Source organism: Chryseobacterium carnipullorum, assembly GCF_900142785.1.
Lineage (GTDB): Bacteria > Bacteroidota > Bacteroidia > Flavobacteriales > Weeksellaceae > Chryseobacterium > Chryseobacterium carnipullorum.
Window position 1 is genome coordinate 133252 of record NZ_FRCD01000011.1, and the last position, 14958, is coordinate 148209.

Annotated in this window: 13 protein-coding genes; 2 read left to right on the forward strand and 11 right to left on the reverse strand. The window is 39.7% G+C overall.

Annotation, left to right across the window (positions count from 1 at the left end):
* Nucleotides 1–7: 7 nt before the first annotated feature.
* From BUC06_RS13695 to BUC06_RS13705, 3 genes are read right to left on the reverse strand one after another with little or no spacing between them, the layout of a single operon-like run.
* The gene (locus tag BUC06_RS13695) at nt 8–1324 is read right to left on the reverse strand and encodes a lysine N(6)-hydroxylase/L-ornithine N(5)-oxygenase family protein (RefSeq protein WP_083564074.1); all 1317 of its coding nucleotides are present in this window, start codon (nt 1322–1324) and stop codon (nt 8–10) included.
* Nucleotides 1317–3743 (reverse strand): GNAT family N-acetyltransferase, encoded by a 2427-nt coding sequence (locus tag BUC06_RS13700; protein WP_073334572.1) that lies wholly within the window; start codon nt 3741–3743, stop codon nt 1317–1319. The genes BUC06_RS13695 and BUC06_RS13700 overlap by 8 nt, the downstream gene beginning before the upstream one ends.
* Nucleotides 3715–5241: a pyridoxal phosphate-dependent decarboxylase family protein gene (locus BUC06_RS13705; RefSeq protein ID WP_073334573.1), complete on the reverse strand. Its 1527-nt coding sequence runs from the start codon at nt 5239–5241 to the stop codon at nt 3715–3717. The genes BUC06_RS13700 and BUC06_RS13705 overlap by 29 nt, the downstream gene beginning before the upstream one ends.
* 217 nt (nt 5242–5458) lie before the next feature.
* Between BUC06_RS13705 and BUC06_RS13710 the strand changes: the two genes are divergently transcribed.
* Nucleotides 5459–6556 carry a Fe(II)-2OG oxygenase family protein gene (locus BUC06_RS13710; protein WP_073334574.1) on the forward strand — a complete coding sequence of 366 codons (1098 nt, stop codon included), beginning with the start codon at nt 5459–5461 and terminating at the stop codon, nt 6554–6556.
* Nucleotides 6557–6860: 304 nt separating this feature from the next.
* On the opposite strand, the gene BUC06_RS13715 is transcribed toward BUC06_RS13710, so the two are convergent.
* From BUC06_RS13715 to BUC06_RS13745, 7 genes are all read right to left on the reverse strand, one after another.
* Nucleotides 6861–7673, reverse strand: a complete 813-nt coding sequence (locus BUC06_RS13715; RefSeq protein ID WP_073334637.1) for an alpha/beta hydrolase — start codon at nt 7671–7673, stop codon at nt 6861–6863.
* A gap of 133 nt (nt 7674–7806) precedes the next feature.
* Complete coding sequence (locus BUC06_RS13720; protein ID WP_073334575.1) at nt 7807–8376, reverse strand: Crp/Fnr family transcriptional regulator; 570 nt, start codon at nt 8374–8376, stop codon at nt 7807–7809.
* A gap of 10 nt (nt 8377–8386) precedes the next feature.
* Complete coding sequence (locus BUC06_RS13725) at nt 8387–8908, reverse strand: GNAT family N-acetyltransferase (protein ID WP_073334576.1); 522 nt, start codon at nt 8906–8908, stop codon at nt 8387–8389.
* A gap of 11 nt (nt 8909–8919) precedes the next feature.
* Complete coding sequence (locus BUC06_RS13730; RefSeq protein ID WP_073334577.1) at nt 8920–9498, reverse strand: 5'-methylthioadenosine/S-adenosylhomocysteine nucleosidase family protein; 579 nt, start codon at nt 9496–9498, stop codon at nt 8920–8922.
* A 358-nt stretch (nt 9499–9856) separates the two neighbouring features.
* Nucleotides 9857–10552 (reverse strand): DsbA family oxidoreductase, encoded by a 696-nt coding sequence (locus BUC06_RS13735; RefSeq protein ID WP_073334578.1) that lies wholly within the window; start codon nt 10550–10552, stop codon nt 9857–9859.
* 85 nt (nt 10553–10637) lie between these two features.
* Entirely contained in the window at nt 10638–11810 is a 1173-nt protein-coding gene (locus BUC06_RS13740) for an MFS transporter (protein WP_073334579.1), read from the reverse strand.
* Between the two features lie 2 nt (nt 11811–11812).
* Nucleotides 11813–12748, reverse strand: a complete 936-nt coding sequence (locus BUC06_RS13745) for an alpha/beta hydrolase (RefSeq protein WP_073334580.1) — start codon at nt 12746–12748, stop codon at nt 11813–11815.
* Between the two features lie 160 nt (nt 12749–12908).
* Here BUC06_RS13745 and BUC06_RS13750 point away from each other — a divergent pair, with 160 nt between their 5' ends.
* A complete protein-coding gene (locus BUC06_RS13750; RefSeq protein WP_073334581.1) occupies nt 12909–13301 on the forward strand; it encodes a winged helix-turn-helix transcriptional regulator in 393 nt (130 codons plus the stop codon).
* Between the two features lie 12 nt (nt 13302–13313).
* On the opposite strand, the gene BUC06_RS13755 is transcribed toward BUC06_RS13750, so the two are convergent.
* The gene (locus tag BUC06_RS13755) at nt 13314–14510 is read right to left on the reverse strand and encodes an MFS transporter (RefSeq protein ID WP_073334582.1); all 1197 of its coding nucleotides are present in this window, start codon (nt 14508–14510) and stop codon (nt 13314–13316) included.
* Nucleotides 14511–14958 lie beyond the last annotated feature (448 nt).

Consider the following 14958-nt stretch of genomic DNA (forward strand, 5'->3'; position numbering starts at 1 on the left):
TGTTCTGTTATATTTTGACAGTTGATACAGCAGCGTGTTTCTCTACATCAAAATCCTGGAAAGCAATTTTCTTTTCGATTTTATAATGTTCTCTTCCCAAAATGTCATTGATGATATAGGAATTACGGTAGGCCGCCATTCCAAGATCGGTAGAAATGTAGCTGTGGGTGTGTACTTCTGCGTGAAGCACGTAGATTTCACCGCCATTATGGTCTATGGAATAATTCCTGTTGACCGCAAATAATCCTGTGGAATCTCTTTTAATTCTGGACTGAATATTTTTCAGGAAAGCCGGTTCATGATAACGGTATCCTGTTCCTACCACCAGATAGTCAGCTTCCTGTTCGTAAGGAACCTCTTGTTCCAATTGTGTGAACTCAAGGGTTAAATGATCAGGATTGCTGTTGTCTACTCTATCTAATTGGCTGTTTGGAATAATGGTAAGGTTTGGATCAGCGTTATCAATATTCAGGTCGTAAATGAAATCATAGATCTGGTTGATGAGGTCGTAATTGATTCCTTTAAACTGAGCCTGTTGCTTGCTTAATATTGATTTTCTTGCCGCTTCATCCCTGCTGTAGAAATAATCTACATAATCAGGAGATGTCAATTCCAGCGTAAGCTTTGAATATTCCATCGGGAAGAAACGGTCCGGACGCGAATACCAGCCCAATTGGGTATTTCCATCACGGCTTTGCAATAAATCATAAAAAACCTCGGCAGCACTCTGTCCTGAACCAATCACGGCAATTTTTTTACCCTGAGCTAAAAGTTCCTCTTTGCGGTACAGATAAGAGCTTGTGTGAAGAATACGGGAATCCTCTTTAGGAATAAACGAAGGAATATGAGGCTGTGTGCCTGTTCCCAGGATCAGTCTTTCTGTTCTTAACACCTCTGTCTCCTTGGTTTTGGTATGAATGGTTGTAATTAAATACAATCCGTCTTCATACACGATATCAACCACCTGCGTCGAAAAACGGCACTGTGGAAGCTGACTCACTACCCATTGACAGTAACGGTTATATTCTTTACGCGGAATGAAAAAATCTTCCCTGATAAAGAATTTGTACAGCCTGTTCGTTTCTTTCAGATAGTTCAGAAGGCTTAAAGGATTGGTAGGGTCTGCCATGGATACGCAGTCGCACAGGAAAGGTGTCTGTAGTGTTACGTGGTCGATCATCAATCCCGGATGCCAATCGAAACCGTCTCTCTGGTCAAGGAAAAGTGTTTTTAATTCAGAAATCGGATTGGATAAGGCGGCAAGTCCTAAGTTAAAAGGGCCAATACCTATTCCGATCACGTTATATATTGTGTTGTTATTCATGTTCAGTGATTTTTACGGTGAATTCTACATCTTTGTTTTGCGGGAATTTTTCCCAGTACCATTCTCTGTAGCAGAAATTAAGGTTGGCTTTTTTATGAGGCATTTCAATGACTTTATCTACTTTAAACCCGACATGAGCCTTGTTCATCATAGACGCCAGAGAATCTATCGAGCCTTCCCCTACCATTTTTCCAACCTCAGGCTGGGCAAATACATAATCTACCATAGACTGGGTGGAAGGAGAAACGTATTTCTTCTTCGGATCTGTAGGTGCAATAAACTGATGGGTTCCGTAATCGGTAGGCAGTACATCATAATAATCACCCACAATATCTCTGCATGGCCAGTACACCTCAATATTACATGTAGGTTCGCCATTACTCATGACGATGTAGCTGTGTGCTTCATCACCCGGCAGCATTAATCGGTAGTACGTTTCCAGCTCGTCAATCGGCCAGTTCATCTGCCAGATTTTGATCGCGTGTTCACGGTTAAACCACTCATGAAGCATTTCAAGGTCTTTATCAAGATTAACGGGTCTCATCGTAACCGTGACATCATCTTTCTGGAAATAACGCTTGAAGAAAGCTTCTTTTCCTTTTGGATGAATCAGCTGATCAGAGAAATAGTGATAATGAAGAAGATTCGGAACTTTAGCGTAAGAAATAGCTGCAGCGCTTGTAATTCCGTCAATTTTATTGGCAACCGCCTTAAAGTTGGTTTTTGTTCCCCAATGACGGTTTTCAAGTGCATAACGGGTAAAATCAGAAGGCATTTTCTCATGAATCTGCTCAAACTCGTTATGAAGAATATTGATCAGAGTTCTCTCTTTCACCCATCCTGTCTTTCCTAAGGAAGCGATAAGTGCTGAAAGATTGCTCACCAGAACATGGTAAGAGATAATGTCTAAAAGTCGTTCATCCCTGATGAAAAGATCTTCAATCTCAGGATACGTTTTGGAAAGCTCCGCATACTGTTCTCTTGCGCTTTCTCTTAACAAATATCCCTGTGCATCCCTTACAAAAAGAGTCGTCGGAAGCAACTGATCATCCAGTTGGATCAGAAGATTCTGTTGATGCGCCTCAGGAGCCATGCCGTATTGGCTGTATAAATGGTTTAAAGGAGCAATCAGCAGATGAATATATTTTGAAAACCAATTGGTCACCGATTCTTCCGGACTGGTTCCCAGTTTTTCAGAAACATCTGTAAAGAACTTCTGGATAAAATTCTGTCCGTCTGCAGGTTCGTCCTGACATAATCTTGCTAAAAGAAGGATTTTATCTTCCGGCTGGAACGGATTTTCGCGGATCAGAAGATTAAGGCTTTCAATATTTTTATTCTGATGATAAACACCTAATGTTACAGGTTCCAAAAGCAGTTTAAACTGATTAAAATCTTTTTCAAACGCTGCGCCTGCATGTTTTCTCCATAAAGCCGATGCATAGCCTCTTTTCAGATCCTTCTCCGTATTGATTCGTATCGATCCTGTTAAAAGAACATTTAAAGAAAACTTAGGCATCCACGGAATTTGAGGACTGTACATGCTTCTGATGGAAGAGGTTGAATGAAATTCTTCCCCAAAAGCTCCAATATGGATGAGAGTACGGTCTTTGATCATTTCCGCCCCTTCTTTGATTGATAAAAGATAAGTAGATTCCCACGGATGGCACGGAACCGTATAAAAATCAGAAAGTTTTTCACCTTCGTTAAGGTATTTCGCTTCAAGATCCTCAGGTAATGAAACCATACTCTTCAGAAATTCGTTGTAAGGCTGTTCCAAAACCGACTGCTCCTGAACACAGTTTTTGTGCACCAGGAAATACTCCAGCTTAATTCCTTTATTGAATTCAGGTCCGTAAAGAAGCTGCTCTTCTCTGGAGAATCCCATTCTCGCTTTTGTAAACGGATGGAGATTGTGTCCTACAGGAAGCTGTTGTTCAGATTCCAGGAAAGAATACGTCAAAGCATCTTTATCCTGTAAACCTTCCTCCATGATCATTTCCAGATTTCTTAAGCTGCTGTGAATTCTTTTGGTAAATAATTCAAGGCCTTTTTCACTGAACTGCTCAGAAAGTTCGCGGTATACCAATTCTGTAAGCTGATCAACATCCGGTTCAAAAACCTTCTGATTGTTATGATCAACCACCCACAAAGGCGATCCGTAATTGTGGAAAGCACTTTCAGAACGGTAAGAAACCGGAGCGAATAAAAAGATGTCGCTTTTCTTTAATTCAAATCTTATATGAAGCGGATAGGTGCTGTTTTCCAGTGCCTGAGCCGTAAGAGCATCATATTTCGGAACTCCCTGATAGAACTTTCCGTTTCCAAGCTCACGAAGCATTCCGTTCAGCAGGATTCTAATGGTGATTTCCTGTGCTTTTTCCGTAAGCTTAGTTGGCTGTATCAAAGTCTTCTCCATGCGATTTGATTGTATTTAAAATTTGGTAAACATCTTCTGTTGTGGTGATCGGGTTCAGGAACGTAAACTTCAGGTAGAAATTTCCATCTACTTTGGTACTTGCCACCAGAATTTCCCCGCTGTAGAAAAGCTTCATTTTGATATGCTGGTTCAAAGCATTCAGGTCCTCAATATCAGGTCTGATATAACGGAAAACCAGAACGCTCAGATCTGTATCGGAAAGCAGTTCGAAGTGAAGATTTTCAGTGATCATAGACGCTACATCTTTGGTAAGGTCTATCACCGTATCTGTATATTCTGCGAGCTGTTCTTTGCCCATCATTCTTAAAGTAAACCATAGTTTCAGCGCATCGAATCTACGGGTACTCTGGATAATGGATTTGTTGATCTGTGCAGGAATTTCCTCTTCATCTATTTCCGCAGGATTCAGATAGTCTGCGTGGTGTTTCAGGATTCTTAATTCTCTTTTGTTTTTAACGATGAAAGCACTGCTGCTGATGGGCTGGAAGAAGGATTTATGATAATCTATCGTCACCGAATCCGCTCTTTCGATACCGTTCAGAAGGTAACGGTACTTTTCGCTTAATAATAAGGCACATCCGTAAGCCGCGTCTACGTGCATCCAGATATTATATTGCTCGGAAACATTGGCGATGTCTTCCAGTGGGTCTACATTTCCGAAGTCTGTGGTTCCGGCCGTCGCTACAATTCCGATAGGAATATTGCCCATCTGTTCTTCTCTCTTAATGTATTTTTTCAGCAAAGTGATATCCATGCAGAATCTTTCGTCTGTAGGAACTTTCACGATACTTTTTTCGCCCAATCCCATGATAGAGGCATTCTTTAAGTTGCTGAAATGGGATTTATCAGAAACAAATATCCTAAACCGACTTGCTTCCTGTGGAAGACCGTCCAGCTTAATATTATGGTTGTATCTCTTCTGGGAAAAGCAGTCACGCATCATTACCAGCCCCATCAGATTGCTCTGTGATCCGCCTGCTGTGAAAACTCCGTCGCTGATTTCTGCATTATATCCTAACTGCTCTGCGGTCCAGTCGATCAGCTTTCTTTCCATGAAGGTTCCTCCGGCGCTTTGGTCGTAGGTATCCTGTGAAGAATTGATGGCACTTACAAGAATCTCTCCTGCCAGTGCAGGAATAACGATAGGACAGTTAAGGTGTGCCACGTATTGCGGAAGGTGAAAAGCAGTCGCATGCTTTACATATATAGTATCTACCTCTTCAAGTAGCTCCTGATATGAAGATAGTTTTTGATTAAGGTCTATCTGCTGTACCATGCCTTTCATTTCTTTGGCTTCTATTCCGCTGAAGGGTTTGTCATTTCTGTGAAGAAAAGTTCCTACAAGGTCTAAAGTTTCTTCGACAGCGGAACGGTAATGATCATAATTGTCAGTATGAAAAATATTTCCAAAATTCCCCGAAATGTGAGGTAAGGAGGCACCCAGGATCTCTCCGGCGGGCATTTGATTGTTGTTCATATGGTATTTGTAAGGTGATTTTTTAAATCAGTAAGTAGTGTGAAGTGTGTATAGTATATAGATGTATATACTTGATTGTCAAGTTTTTATTTTTCGCATTTCTTCAAGTTTTTTTTGGGTGATTGATAAATTATTCCTAAATTTGAACCGTCTATTGTTATTTAGAATAATTAAAAACAAATATAAAGATTAAATTCACACACCAAAGATTTTTTTAATGAATTCGCTAGAAATTTTAGATAACGACAGTATTACTGCGGTAAAACTGCTTCCGAGAGTCATTGAGATCACCTCTCAGGAAAGAAGAATGATACAAGATGCAGCGGTGCATCTTCAGAGAAAATATGGCAGCTATGAAAATAGAGACTTCATTACCCACGTTCACCAGATGGCATCTTATTTCTTGCCGGAAAGAATTCTACATATAGCCGCTGATTTTGCCAGCGATTTTTCAATAGATCAGTATGGAGCGCTGGTATTCAAAGGATTAATGGACATTGATCAGGAAAGTATCGGGAATACACCTCCAAACTGGCAGTCTGCGGATTACTCTAAATTCAATATCTATGGTTTTGCGTGTGCTTTGATTCATGGAGCACTTCCATCGAAACCTGTACAATATTATTCCCAGCGTAAAGGCGGTGGGCTGATGCATGCGATTATTCCTGACGAAAAAATGAGAGAAACTCAGACGGGATCGGGATCTGCAACAGACCTTTATGTGCATACCGAAGATGCCTTCCTGAAGCATCAGGCTGACTTTTTAAGTTTTATGTACATCCGTAATGAAGAGCAGGTACCTTCTACCCTCTATTCTATCCGTTCTCACGGATCTATCGGAGACAATTTCAGGCCTCTTTTTGAGCGTATGTATAAAATTCCGAAAGATGCCAATCTGGAAACCGGTATGGACGAAGAAGAAGCATTGGATGCCGTTCTGTATGGTAATTACGAATTGCCTTTTATGAGGTTTGATGCTGCTGAACAGCTATTCAACCCAAGCATTAAGCAGACTGATGATGCCCACAGCCATCTGACAGAATTCTGGGAAGAGGCCAGAGATCTGATCTATTCAGGGTTTACGCCTCAGGCCGGAGATGTCATATTGGTGAACAACCATTTATGTGCTCACGGAAGATCAGCTTTCCGTGCCGGGGTAAGAAATATCGACGGCGTGGAACACGAATGTCAAAGGAGAATTATGCTTCGTATGATGAGCAAAGTGAGCCTGCTGGAAATGAGAGCCCACACGCTTACAGAAGACCCGTTCTTTGTCATTGAAGAGCATTTGGGTAAAAATTTTGAAAACATTTAAAATGTTCTATTAGATATTTATTTGATAATAATGATGATGGATCCTTTTAAGCTTTGTGCTTAAAAGGATTTTTTTAGCTGAATACTTTTTTAAACCTGTATAAAATCTTTAAACCATTAAGGGCATTTAAGTTTTTAAGATGATTAAGGTGAGGTTCGCTTTTAAAGGTTTAAAAATTTGAGCCCTGTAAACCATGTCAAGGTTTTGAACCTTGACATGGTTAGGATACATTCAATTCAGCTTTAAATAAAACTATATAAACAATTAATATAAAAGTATATATGTAATTAAAAAAAAAGCAAATTTACGGCTTAAAAAATCGATCAAACAAAGTCAGTTGCTCAGATAAAGATCTGCTCCAGTATTTAGAATCATGGATTCCTAAAGACTCCATATAAAGATGCGGAATCTTTTGGTCCGTTAGTTTTTTATGAAAGTTTCTGTTCATAGCGATCATCTGGGTGTCTTCCGTACCACAGTCAAAGATATACTGCTGATCTGCTGATGCCATTGTTTTAATCCTACTGTCTGTAAGAAATTTAGGATTTAACGAGATCACAGGACCTGCCACTTTATCTACCTGATATTTCATATAGCCTTCTCCAAAGGAAGCCAGATCCAGCGCTCCACAAGAGCTTCCAACGATGCCAAACGTCTTATTGTACGTCGTACCAATGTTCACTGCACCATAGCCTCCCATGCTCCAACCCAGAATACCGCGGAATTTTTTATCATTTTTCACCGGATAATTTTTATTAACATATTCTACAAGTTCCTGCCCGATAAAAGTCTGATACTGGGAATCCTTAACCAACGGACTATCTAAATACCATGAATTGAAATTTCCGTCCGGCAAGACATAGATTATCTTATCCTCTTGTGCTTTCTGAACCAGATCAGGAATATCCTGCTTGATTGTTCTGTCGGGATTTCCACTATACCCGTGAAGAATATAAACCGACGGATAGGTTTCGCCCTGTTGTACATCCGGTGTGATGATAATGGTTTTAATGTTCTTATTCATTCTGGCACTGAATACTTCTTTATGAATGATTTTCTGTGCGGAAAGCTGTGCAGATACCGTCAATAAACAGATAATACTTACTAAATTTTTCATAGGATATAATTTTAATTTTGTTATTAACCTGGGAATCTGATAAGACTGCTGTCTCCCATACAACTGTTCCCGATTATGGTACAAATATGCGGCCGATAAAATAAAAAAACCTCAACATATGTTGAAGCTTTTGTCAGTTTATTTCTTTTTTTATGCGGCTCAGCTGAGTAGGTGTAATGCCAAGATAAGAAGCGATGTGATACTGTTTAAGGCGGTCATGCAGCGGTTTATTTTCCAGCAACTGCAAATAACGCTGTTTGGCTGTTTCATGCTTTAAAGAAATTTCCAGCGGTTCTTTTTTTACCACCCAGTTTTTTTCCAGATAATGGATTTGAAATAATGCCAGATCATGGTATCGGTTAATCAGTTCTCTGAAAGCTTTTGCCGGATATTTTATGACCGAACAGTCTTCCAAAGCGATGATATTGAAGTCGCTGGGTTTATCCTTGATAATGGCTGCAGTAGAAGCCACAAAACTCTTTTCTTCAAAGAAAATCTTATACACAGAATCTCCCTGCTGGTCTACCGTGTAATATCCCACCAATCCTGATTGTATAAAATAATAATATCTGGCTGCAGTTCCGGCTTCCTGAAGAAGTTCATTTTTGTGATAGGTTTCTTCCGTACAGATATTCATCAGGGCTTGAACCGTTTCTTGTGAAAGCGGATAATAAGTATTGATCTGTTCTAAAAGTTCTTTCAAAGCTTATAATTTAATCTAAAACTTTCTTCATCATAAGGTCGGTTTGATCGTCGCCTCCCAGCCTGAAGGTATGAGTCCCGAATTGCTCAAAACCATTTTTCCTGTAAAATTGAAGCGCTCTCAGATTTTCTTCCCAAACTCCCAGCCACAGATAACTTTTTTTCAGGTTTTGAGCAGTTTCCAGAGCCTGATAATAAAGCAGCTGACCCACTTTCTGTCCGTGATGGCTTTTTTTGACATAGATACGTTCTATTTCCAGAGAAGTTTCATCCTGCAATTCGGTTTGCGCGGCGCCGGAGTTTAATTTCAAATAACCGACAGGAATGTCTTCTTCCCAGGCTATAAAGAAATGAGAATCAGGATTATTGAATTCTGATTTTACTTTCTCGGTACTGAAACTTTCTTCCAGATAGTTTTTCATCACCTCTTCTGAATTGCTTTCTGCAAAGGTTTCATAAAAAGTCTGCCTTCCCAAAGCCTGTATGGTTTCCAGATCTTCGGCTAAAGCTTTGTTAATGATAATCGATGCCATTTTCTTTTGTATTAAAATAATATTTTTTTAAACGCTTCAGAAGCCAGATGTACCTGAACGGCCCAGTCGTCTGCGGCATCACTTCCCGCATCATCAGAAATATATTTCAGGCACAGGAAAGGGATGTTTTCTTTCTTAGCAATGAGGGCAAGTGGATAGGCTTCCATATCTACAATATTATAGTCCGTTTCAGAATGATTCATCTCAAAACTATCACCACTGCCACAAATCCCTTCTTCCAGGCCGTTCATCTGAAGACCGTATTCCAGAACAGGCGGAATTCCTGATAAAGGGGTTTCGTAAAGACTAAAACCAAGACCTCTCACATCCATGTCTCTCTGGATGAATTTTGTGCAGCAAACAACTTCCCCTTTTCCGAAGCTTTTACTGCCCGCAGATCCCAGATTAACGATCAGTTTAGGTTTTCTGAAGTGAATTTCTCTGGTCAGTTCAATAGCAGCATTTACTTTTCCTATTCCTGTCACCAGTTTATTTTTTCCCTCAAACGCTTGTCCTGCTTCTGAATCCAAAGCAAAGACGAACAAGGTTTCTGAAACCGGATAATGAGAGTCGGCATTGATTTTTATCATTGAGTATAAAATTTAAACAAAAATAAGAAATGAGTAGATAAAACAGAATTTCTTTTCTGTTTTTATTGAATCTCATAATTAATAAAAACACCTCAAATTGAGGTGTTTTATGCTAAAAAAGCTAATTTACGTTTATATTAAAAACACTAATGTCACTACTCTTATACAATGATATAATAATGCTGTTTTGACTACCCCGTCTTTTTGCTTTGCAAAAATCCACCCCTTCAAAGAAGGGGAATTGAGGTCGGGATCAATGGATGATTCCCGTACATTGGGGTAACACCCGAAACCTACACGTCGCGACAAATTCACCGTTTACAACTTTGAACTCTAAAATTAAACCATCTTTCTGATCCTAGCATCCATTAATATCACAAGCTGCACCTCCTTCTTTCGAAAGATCTTTAAACGCGCTTACCGTTTCTTTGTACGTCTGCTGAAGGGCATCTGCAAAAACTTCTATCGGCTGTGCACCCGATACGGCATATTTTCCATTCAAAATAAAGAAAGGGACCCCGGAAATACCATTGTTTTTAGCGTCCTGAATATCCTGATTGACTTCGTTATCAAACTGATCTGATGTCAAAGCCTGTCTTGCCTCCTCCCGATCAATCCCGGACTTTTCAGCAAGGGAAATCAATTCTTCAAGATCTCCTACATTTTTCCCGTCAATAAAATGAGCGATAAACAGAGCTTCCTCCATCTCATTGGCCTTACCGTGTTTTTTAGCCAGATGAAGAAGTTTGTGCGCCGAAAAAGTATTGATGATCAATGCTTTTTCAAAATTAAAATCGATGCCTGCCCCTTTTCCCATCTGAGCAACCTGACCAATCATCTGAGATGTCTGATCTGCGGGAAGTCCTTTTTTCTCTTTAAAATATTCGATGGTATTTTGAGGCTGCAAAGGATCTAAAGTAGGATCTAGCTGGAAACTCTTCCACTCTACTTCTACTTCGTTTTTAAACGGCAGTTTTTCAAGAGCCTGTTCAAAATTATTTTTTCCGATATAGCAGAACGGACACATAACATCCGACCATATTTCTATTTTCATTTTTTATTGTTTTAATTCTTGATGAAATTATTAATCCATCAAAATTACTGCTTTTTGCAATTGTAACAAAATTTATTACAATATATTAATGGCACGGAAAAATGATCTTCTGCTTTTCAGTTCTTTTCTCTAGAATACTTCTCAGAATGATCATTAAAAAAGCTAAAATCCCAAATACAAATCCTATCCATGGATTGTATGAAGCTCCTTTGGCAACAATCATCCATCCACCCAAGGTTGTTCCTAAAGTTACCCCCAGATTTCCAAAAGAAGTGGCTAAACTATTGGCAAATTCAAGAGAATCCGGGACAGAAGAAATCATATACGTAGATGCATTCTGGAAACTTGGAGAATACAGAAAGCCCCAGATGGCTATGCTGATGATATTGGCTGGCAGATTATCCCCTGAAAAATACAGTAAAAAAGGCATCATAACAGTACCGGAAAGAAATAAGGCTGTTGTTTTAGCGACATTCCAGCTTAGCATTTTTCCTGCAATCCAGTTGGCAGCAACCCCAATGATTCCAAAAAGAAAAAGCATATAACTTACCATAGTACCGTCCATCCCTTTCGCTTTATTCAGATAATCTGCAAAATAGCTGTAGGTAGAAAACCAGGCCGTTATCATGAAAAAATTCATTGCCGTACTGATGATAAAGGTGGGCTGTGATAAAATTTTGACTTGACTTTTGTACGATTTTTTCTCTTTTACGGGCATTTCAGGAAGCATACAATAGATAACAACCAAAGCAACTGTGCTGACTGCGCCCTGAACGATGAAAGAAGATTCCCATATCCATAAACTGGACAGCCAGGTCGCAAAAGGAACCGTCGTTACCATTGCCAGAGCAACTCCCATAAAAACAATTCCCATAAGCTTATTCGCCTGTTTTTGATCTGCTCCTGAGACAGCCACAGATAAAGCTGTAGCAATATAGACCGGCTGCAGAAATGCAGGAAGTATCCTTACCAGCATCAGAAGCCAGAACGGTGGTGACATGGCAGAAATAACAGCTGTAAAAAGGAAGATGGCAATAGCGGTCAACATCACTTTTTTCCGGTCAAATCCTGACATGAGTAAAGTCATGAAAGGCCCCGTCAAAGCAATGATTAATGCAAATGCGCTCAGCAGCCATCCGGCCTTGTCAATTCCTATCTGATAATGTTCAGCAATCTGCGGGAGAATTCCGATCACTCCAAATTCGGTGGTGATGACGGCCATAAATCCCAGACACCCAATGTATGCGTATTTTTTCATCCTTATTTTTCAGTGGTTCGAAGATATTGATGAGCAAATGCCGCCATTTCAAAGGTAGCTTTTTCTACCTCATTCAGTACTTCTCCCATGTGCATAAAGCCATGCACCATGTCTCTGTAAAAACTGGTTTGCACAGAAATTCCTGCGTTTTTCATATGCTGTACCAATTCTTCTCCTTCATCTCTTAAGGCATCATGTTCTGCTATAAGAACCAATGTTGGGGGTGTGTTTTTAAAGTCTTTTATCAAGATCGGAACCGCTAACGGATCAGGATTGCTTTTGGCTTCAGGATGATACCATTTCCAGGCCTGGATGCCGCCTTCTTTGTTTAGAACAGGACCTGTTTCATAGGTTTCCCATGATTTTGTATTGAGTTGATGATCCGCTGCCGGATAGATCAGTACCTGAAATTTCAGCAGTTCCCCTACCTGTGTTGAAACAGAGGTTGCGAGGGCTCCTCCGGCACTGTCGCCTATAATTCCGATTTGACTTTCATCAATTCCCAGATCTTCAGCGTGATCAGTTACCCATTTAACGATGTTGATACAGTCATTTAATCCTGCCGGAAAAGGATGTTCAGGAGCCAGACGATAGTCTACAAAGATCATGACTGAACCTGTTTGGTTAGCCAATTTCCGGACTACAGCATCATGGGTTTCAAAACCTCCCGCAATGAACCATCCGCCATGAATATAAATAATAGCTGATGATTTTTGAGTGGTTTTTCCTTTTGGTCGGTAGATTCGGACCGGGATCTGGTGGTCTTCCACCGGTACCTTCAGTTCTTCTATCATCGCAACGGACTCTTTTTTACCGCTGAGCTGAAGCGCCATGGCGTCAAGATATTTCCTGGTGTCATCTAATGGATCTTGTGCATTGAATGACTGTATTTTTCCTAAATGATTGATAATTTGGGTTATTGGTGACGTTAGTTGCATTATAAGTTTGTTTTGTATTAATAATATTTCAAAAAGGAATCTGAGCGCTATTATTCCCTAACTGTTTTTAATTTTCAGTTTAAGAAGACAAAATTACTTTTCAAACCTTACATTTGCACAGTATACTGCTAATTGTACGGTACTAACAAATTTGTAAGCTATGGGGAAAATAAAGGAAAATTCGACGAATAACATTAATAAAAAGTACATCCAGGAATGCGATCTGTCTTATGCAGTCTGTAAAATCGGCGGAAGATGGAAACTTTTGATTCTAAACAGATTAAAGGATGGTAAATTACGATTCAGTGAAGTCCGTGACCGCATCTGTAGAATCACGGAAAGAATGCTTACCCTTCAGCTGAGAGAGCTTGAAAAAGAAGGATTGGTCAAAAGAACAGTTCATGCCCAAGTTCCGCCAAGAGTGGATTATGAGTTGACGGACATAGCGAGAGAACTGATCCCGATCTGGGAAGAGCTTGAAAAATGGGGAAATAAGCACAGGGATTTATTCCTGGCCAATAGTGTTGAGGATGAAACTGAGGCTAAGATTTAGACCAGGATAAAATTAAATCTGGGACTGAGATGCATTCACTTTGTTGCAGAACAATACATGAGCGATAATCGCCAGTAAGCCAAAGGATGCCCCTACAAAGCATACACCAGACCATTGTGCATACTGCCATGCCATAGACGCAAGCCATGTTCCGAGTGATCCCCCGATGAAATAGGAAACCATATACACGGTATTCAATCGGTTCACGGCATTGGATTTAATCAAGAAATAATTGGTCTGGTTCATGATATGGCTCGACTGTACTCCAAGATCAACAAGGATAACACCAACGATGAGTCCCCAATAGGTTTCGCCTGCAAAATAGGTAAATGCCCAGCTCCCGACTACAATCAGAAGCGAATATAATATGATGCGGTTGATATCAAGATATTTCTGAAGTTTTCCCACTTTTGCTGCTGCCAACGCTCCTACAGCGCCAGCTAATCCAAAGCTTCCAACCACCGATGAACCAGCATTGAAAGGCGGTTTTTCCATGTGAAAGACCAATGTTGTAAATAATGCACACATGGATCCGAATGCCATCGCCCCACGGAATGAAGCCAGCTGTAATATAGGCTGTGTTTTCGCCAAATGAGCCACAGATCGCATTAATTCTTTATAGGTTCCCTTGAAATTAGGCTGCATTTCGGGAAGCATTTTATAAACCGCCAGCCATACCAGAATCATTAATCCTGCAGCGATTCCAAACATGGCTCTCCAGCCCCATACATCACCTACTATTCCACCTATAAATCTGGATAAAAGAATCCCTAACAATAACCCGGACATCACGGTCCCGATATTGGAAGATTTTTCTTTATCGGAGGACAATTCAGCGGCGATAGGTATAAATAACTGAGGAATTACTGAAGTTACCCCGATCAGTAAACTGGCAGCATAGAGCATCCATAGCTGAGTGGCAAAAGTCATCCATAATAATGAACCAAAAACTAAAAACAGGTCGATCAGAATTAATTTCTTACGGAAGAATTTATCTCCCAAAGGAACAATTAATAACAATCCTAAAGCATATCCTATCTGGGTAAGGACAGAAATTTTGCTTGCCGCACTTTCAGAAACATTTAAATCTTTCGAAATAAGCCCTAATAAAGGCTGGTTATAATAATTATTGGCGACTACAAGTCCTGAAATAATAGCCATCAGCCAGATAACTGTTCTTGAAATACCGTTCGTCGTGCTCGTCTGCATAGTTGAATTAAAATTTGACTCCAAATGTAAGAATGGAATTAATGAATAAAGCTGTATTTCAAATTGTTAATCATGAATGATCATATTCATGCATTCAATCGGAAATACCATCTTTTTAAGAAGGGCAAAGGTAATCAATTTCATAAAAAAAGAGAATGCCAAAAGCAGTCCCTTTTCAATAATTCTATGGTTTGTTTGACATCCAAAAAAGATACGCCGACAGAAATCCTGGATTTTACCGGAATGAAGTCAACGAATCACTTATCTATTCATAATAATGAAATCCGATCTTATCAGAGATGGCTTATTTCATGTAAGACTACTATTTCTTTGCTTCCTTTATGTAGAATTGATTTTAAATTAAATATTTTACAATAAAGTTTTTTTTCATTGATTCAATAAAAAAATGGTAGAAATCGTATGTTTTTCCTCCCAAAATGTGATCCGG

Bases quoted from the DNA above. Each gene is read 5' to 3' on its own strand.
- BUC06_RS13695 (WP_083564074.1), bottom strand. From the start codon at position 1,324: ATGAATAACAACACAATATATAACGTGATCGGAATAGGTATTGGCCCT.
- BUC06_RS13700 (WP_073334572.1), bottom strand. From the start codon at position 3,743: ATGGAGAAGACTTTGATACAGCCAACTAAGCTTACGGAAAAAGCACAG.
- BUC06_RS13705 (WP_073334573.1), bottom strand. From the start codon at position 5,241: ATGAACAACAATCAAATGCCCGCCGGAGAGATCCTGGGTGCCTCCTTA.
- BUC06_RS13710 (WP_073334574.1), top strand. From the start codon at position 5,459: ATGAATTCGCTAGAAATTTTAGATAACGACAGTATTACTGCGGTAAAA.
- BUC06_RS13715 (WP_073334637.1), bottom strand. From the start codon at position 7,673: ATGAAAAATTTAGTAAGTATTATCTGTTTATTGACGGTATCTGCACAG.
- BUC06_RS13725 (WP_073334576.1), bottom strand. From the start codon at position 8,908: ATGGCATCGATTATCATTAACAAAGCTTTAGCCGAAGATCTGGAAACC.
- BUC06_RS13730 (WP_073334577.1), bottom strand. From the start codon at position 9,498: ATGATAAAAATCAATGCCGACTCTCATTATCCGGTTTCAGAAACCTTG.
- BUC06_RS13735 (WP_073334578.1), bottom strand. From the start codon at position 10,552: ATGAAAATAGAAATATGGTCGGATGTTATGTGTCCGTTCTGCTATATC.
- BUC06_RS13740 (WP_073334579.1), bottom strand. From the start codon at position 11,810: ATGAAAAAATACGCATACATTGGGTGTCTGGGATTTATGGCCGTCATC.
- BUC06_RS13745 (WP_073334580.1), bottom strand. From the start codon at position 12,748: ATGCAACTAACGTCACCAATAACCCAAATTATCAATCATTTAGGAAAA.
- BUC06_RS13750 (WP_073334581.1), top strand. From the start codon at position 12,909: ATGGGGAAAATAAAGGAAAATTCGACGAATAACATTAATAAAAAGTAC.
- BUC06_RS13755 (WP_073334582.1), bottom strand. From the start codon at position 14,510: ATGCAGACGAGCACGACGAACGGTATTTCAAGAACAGTTATCTGGCTG.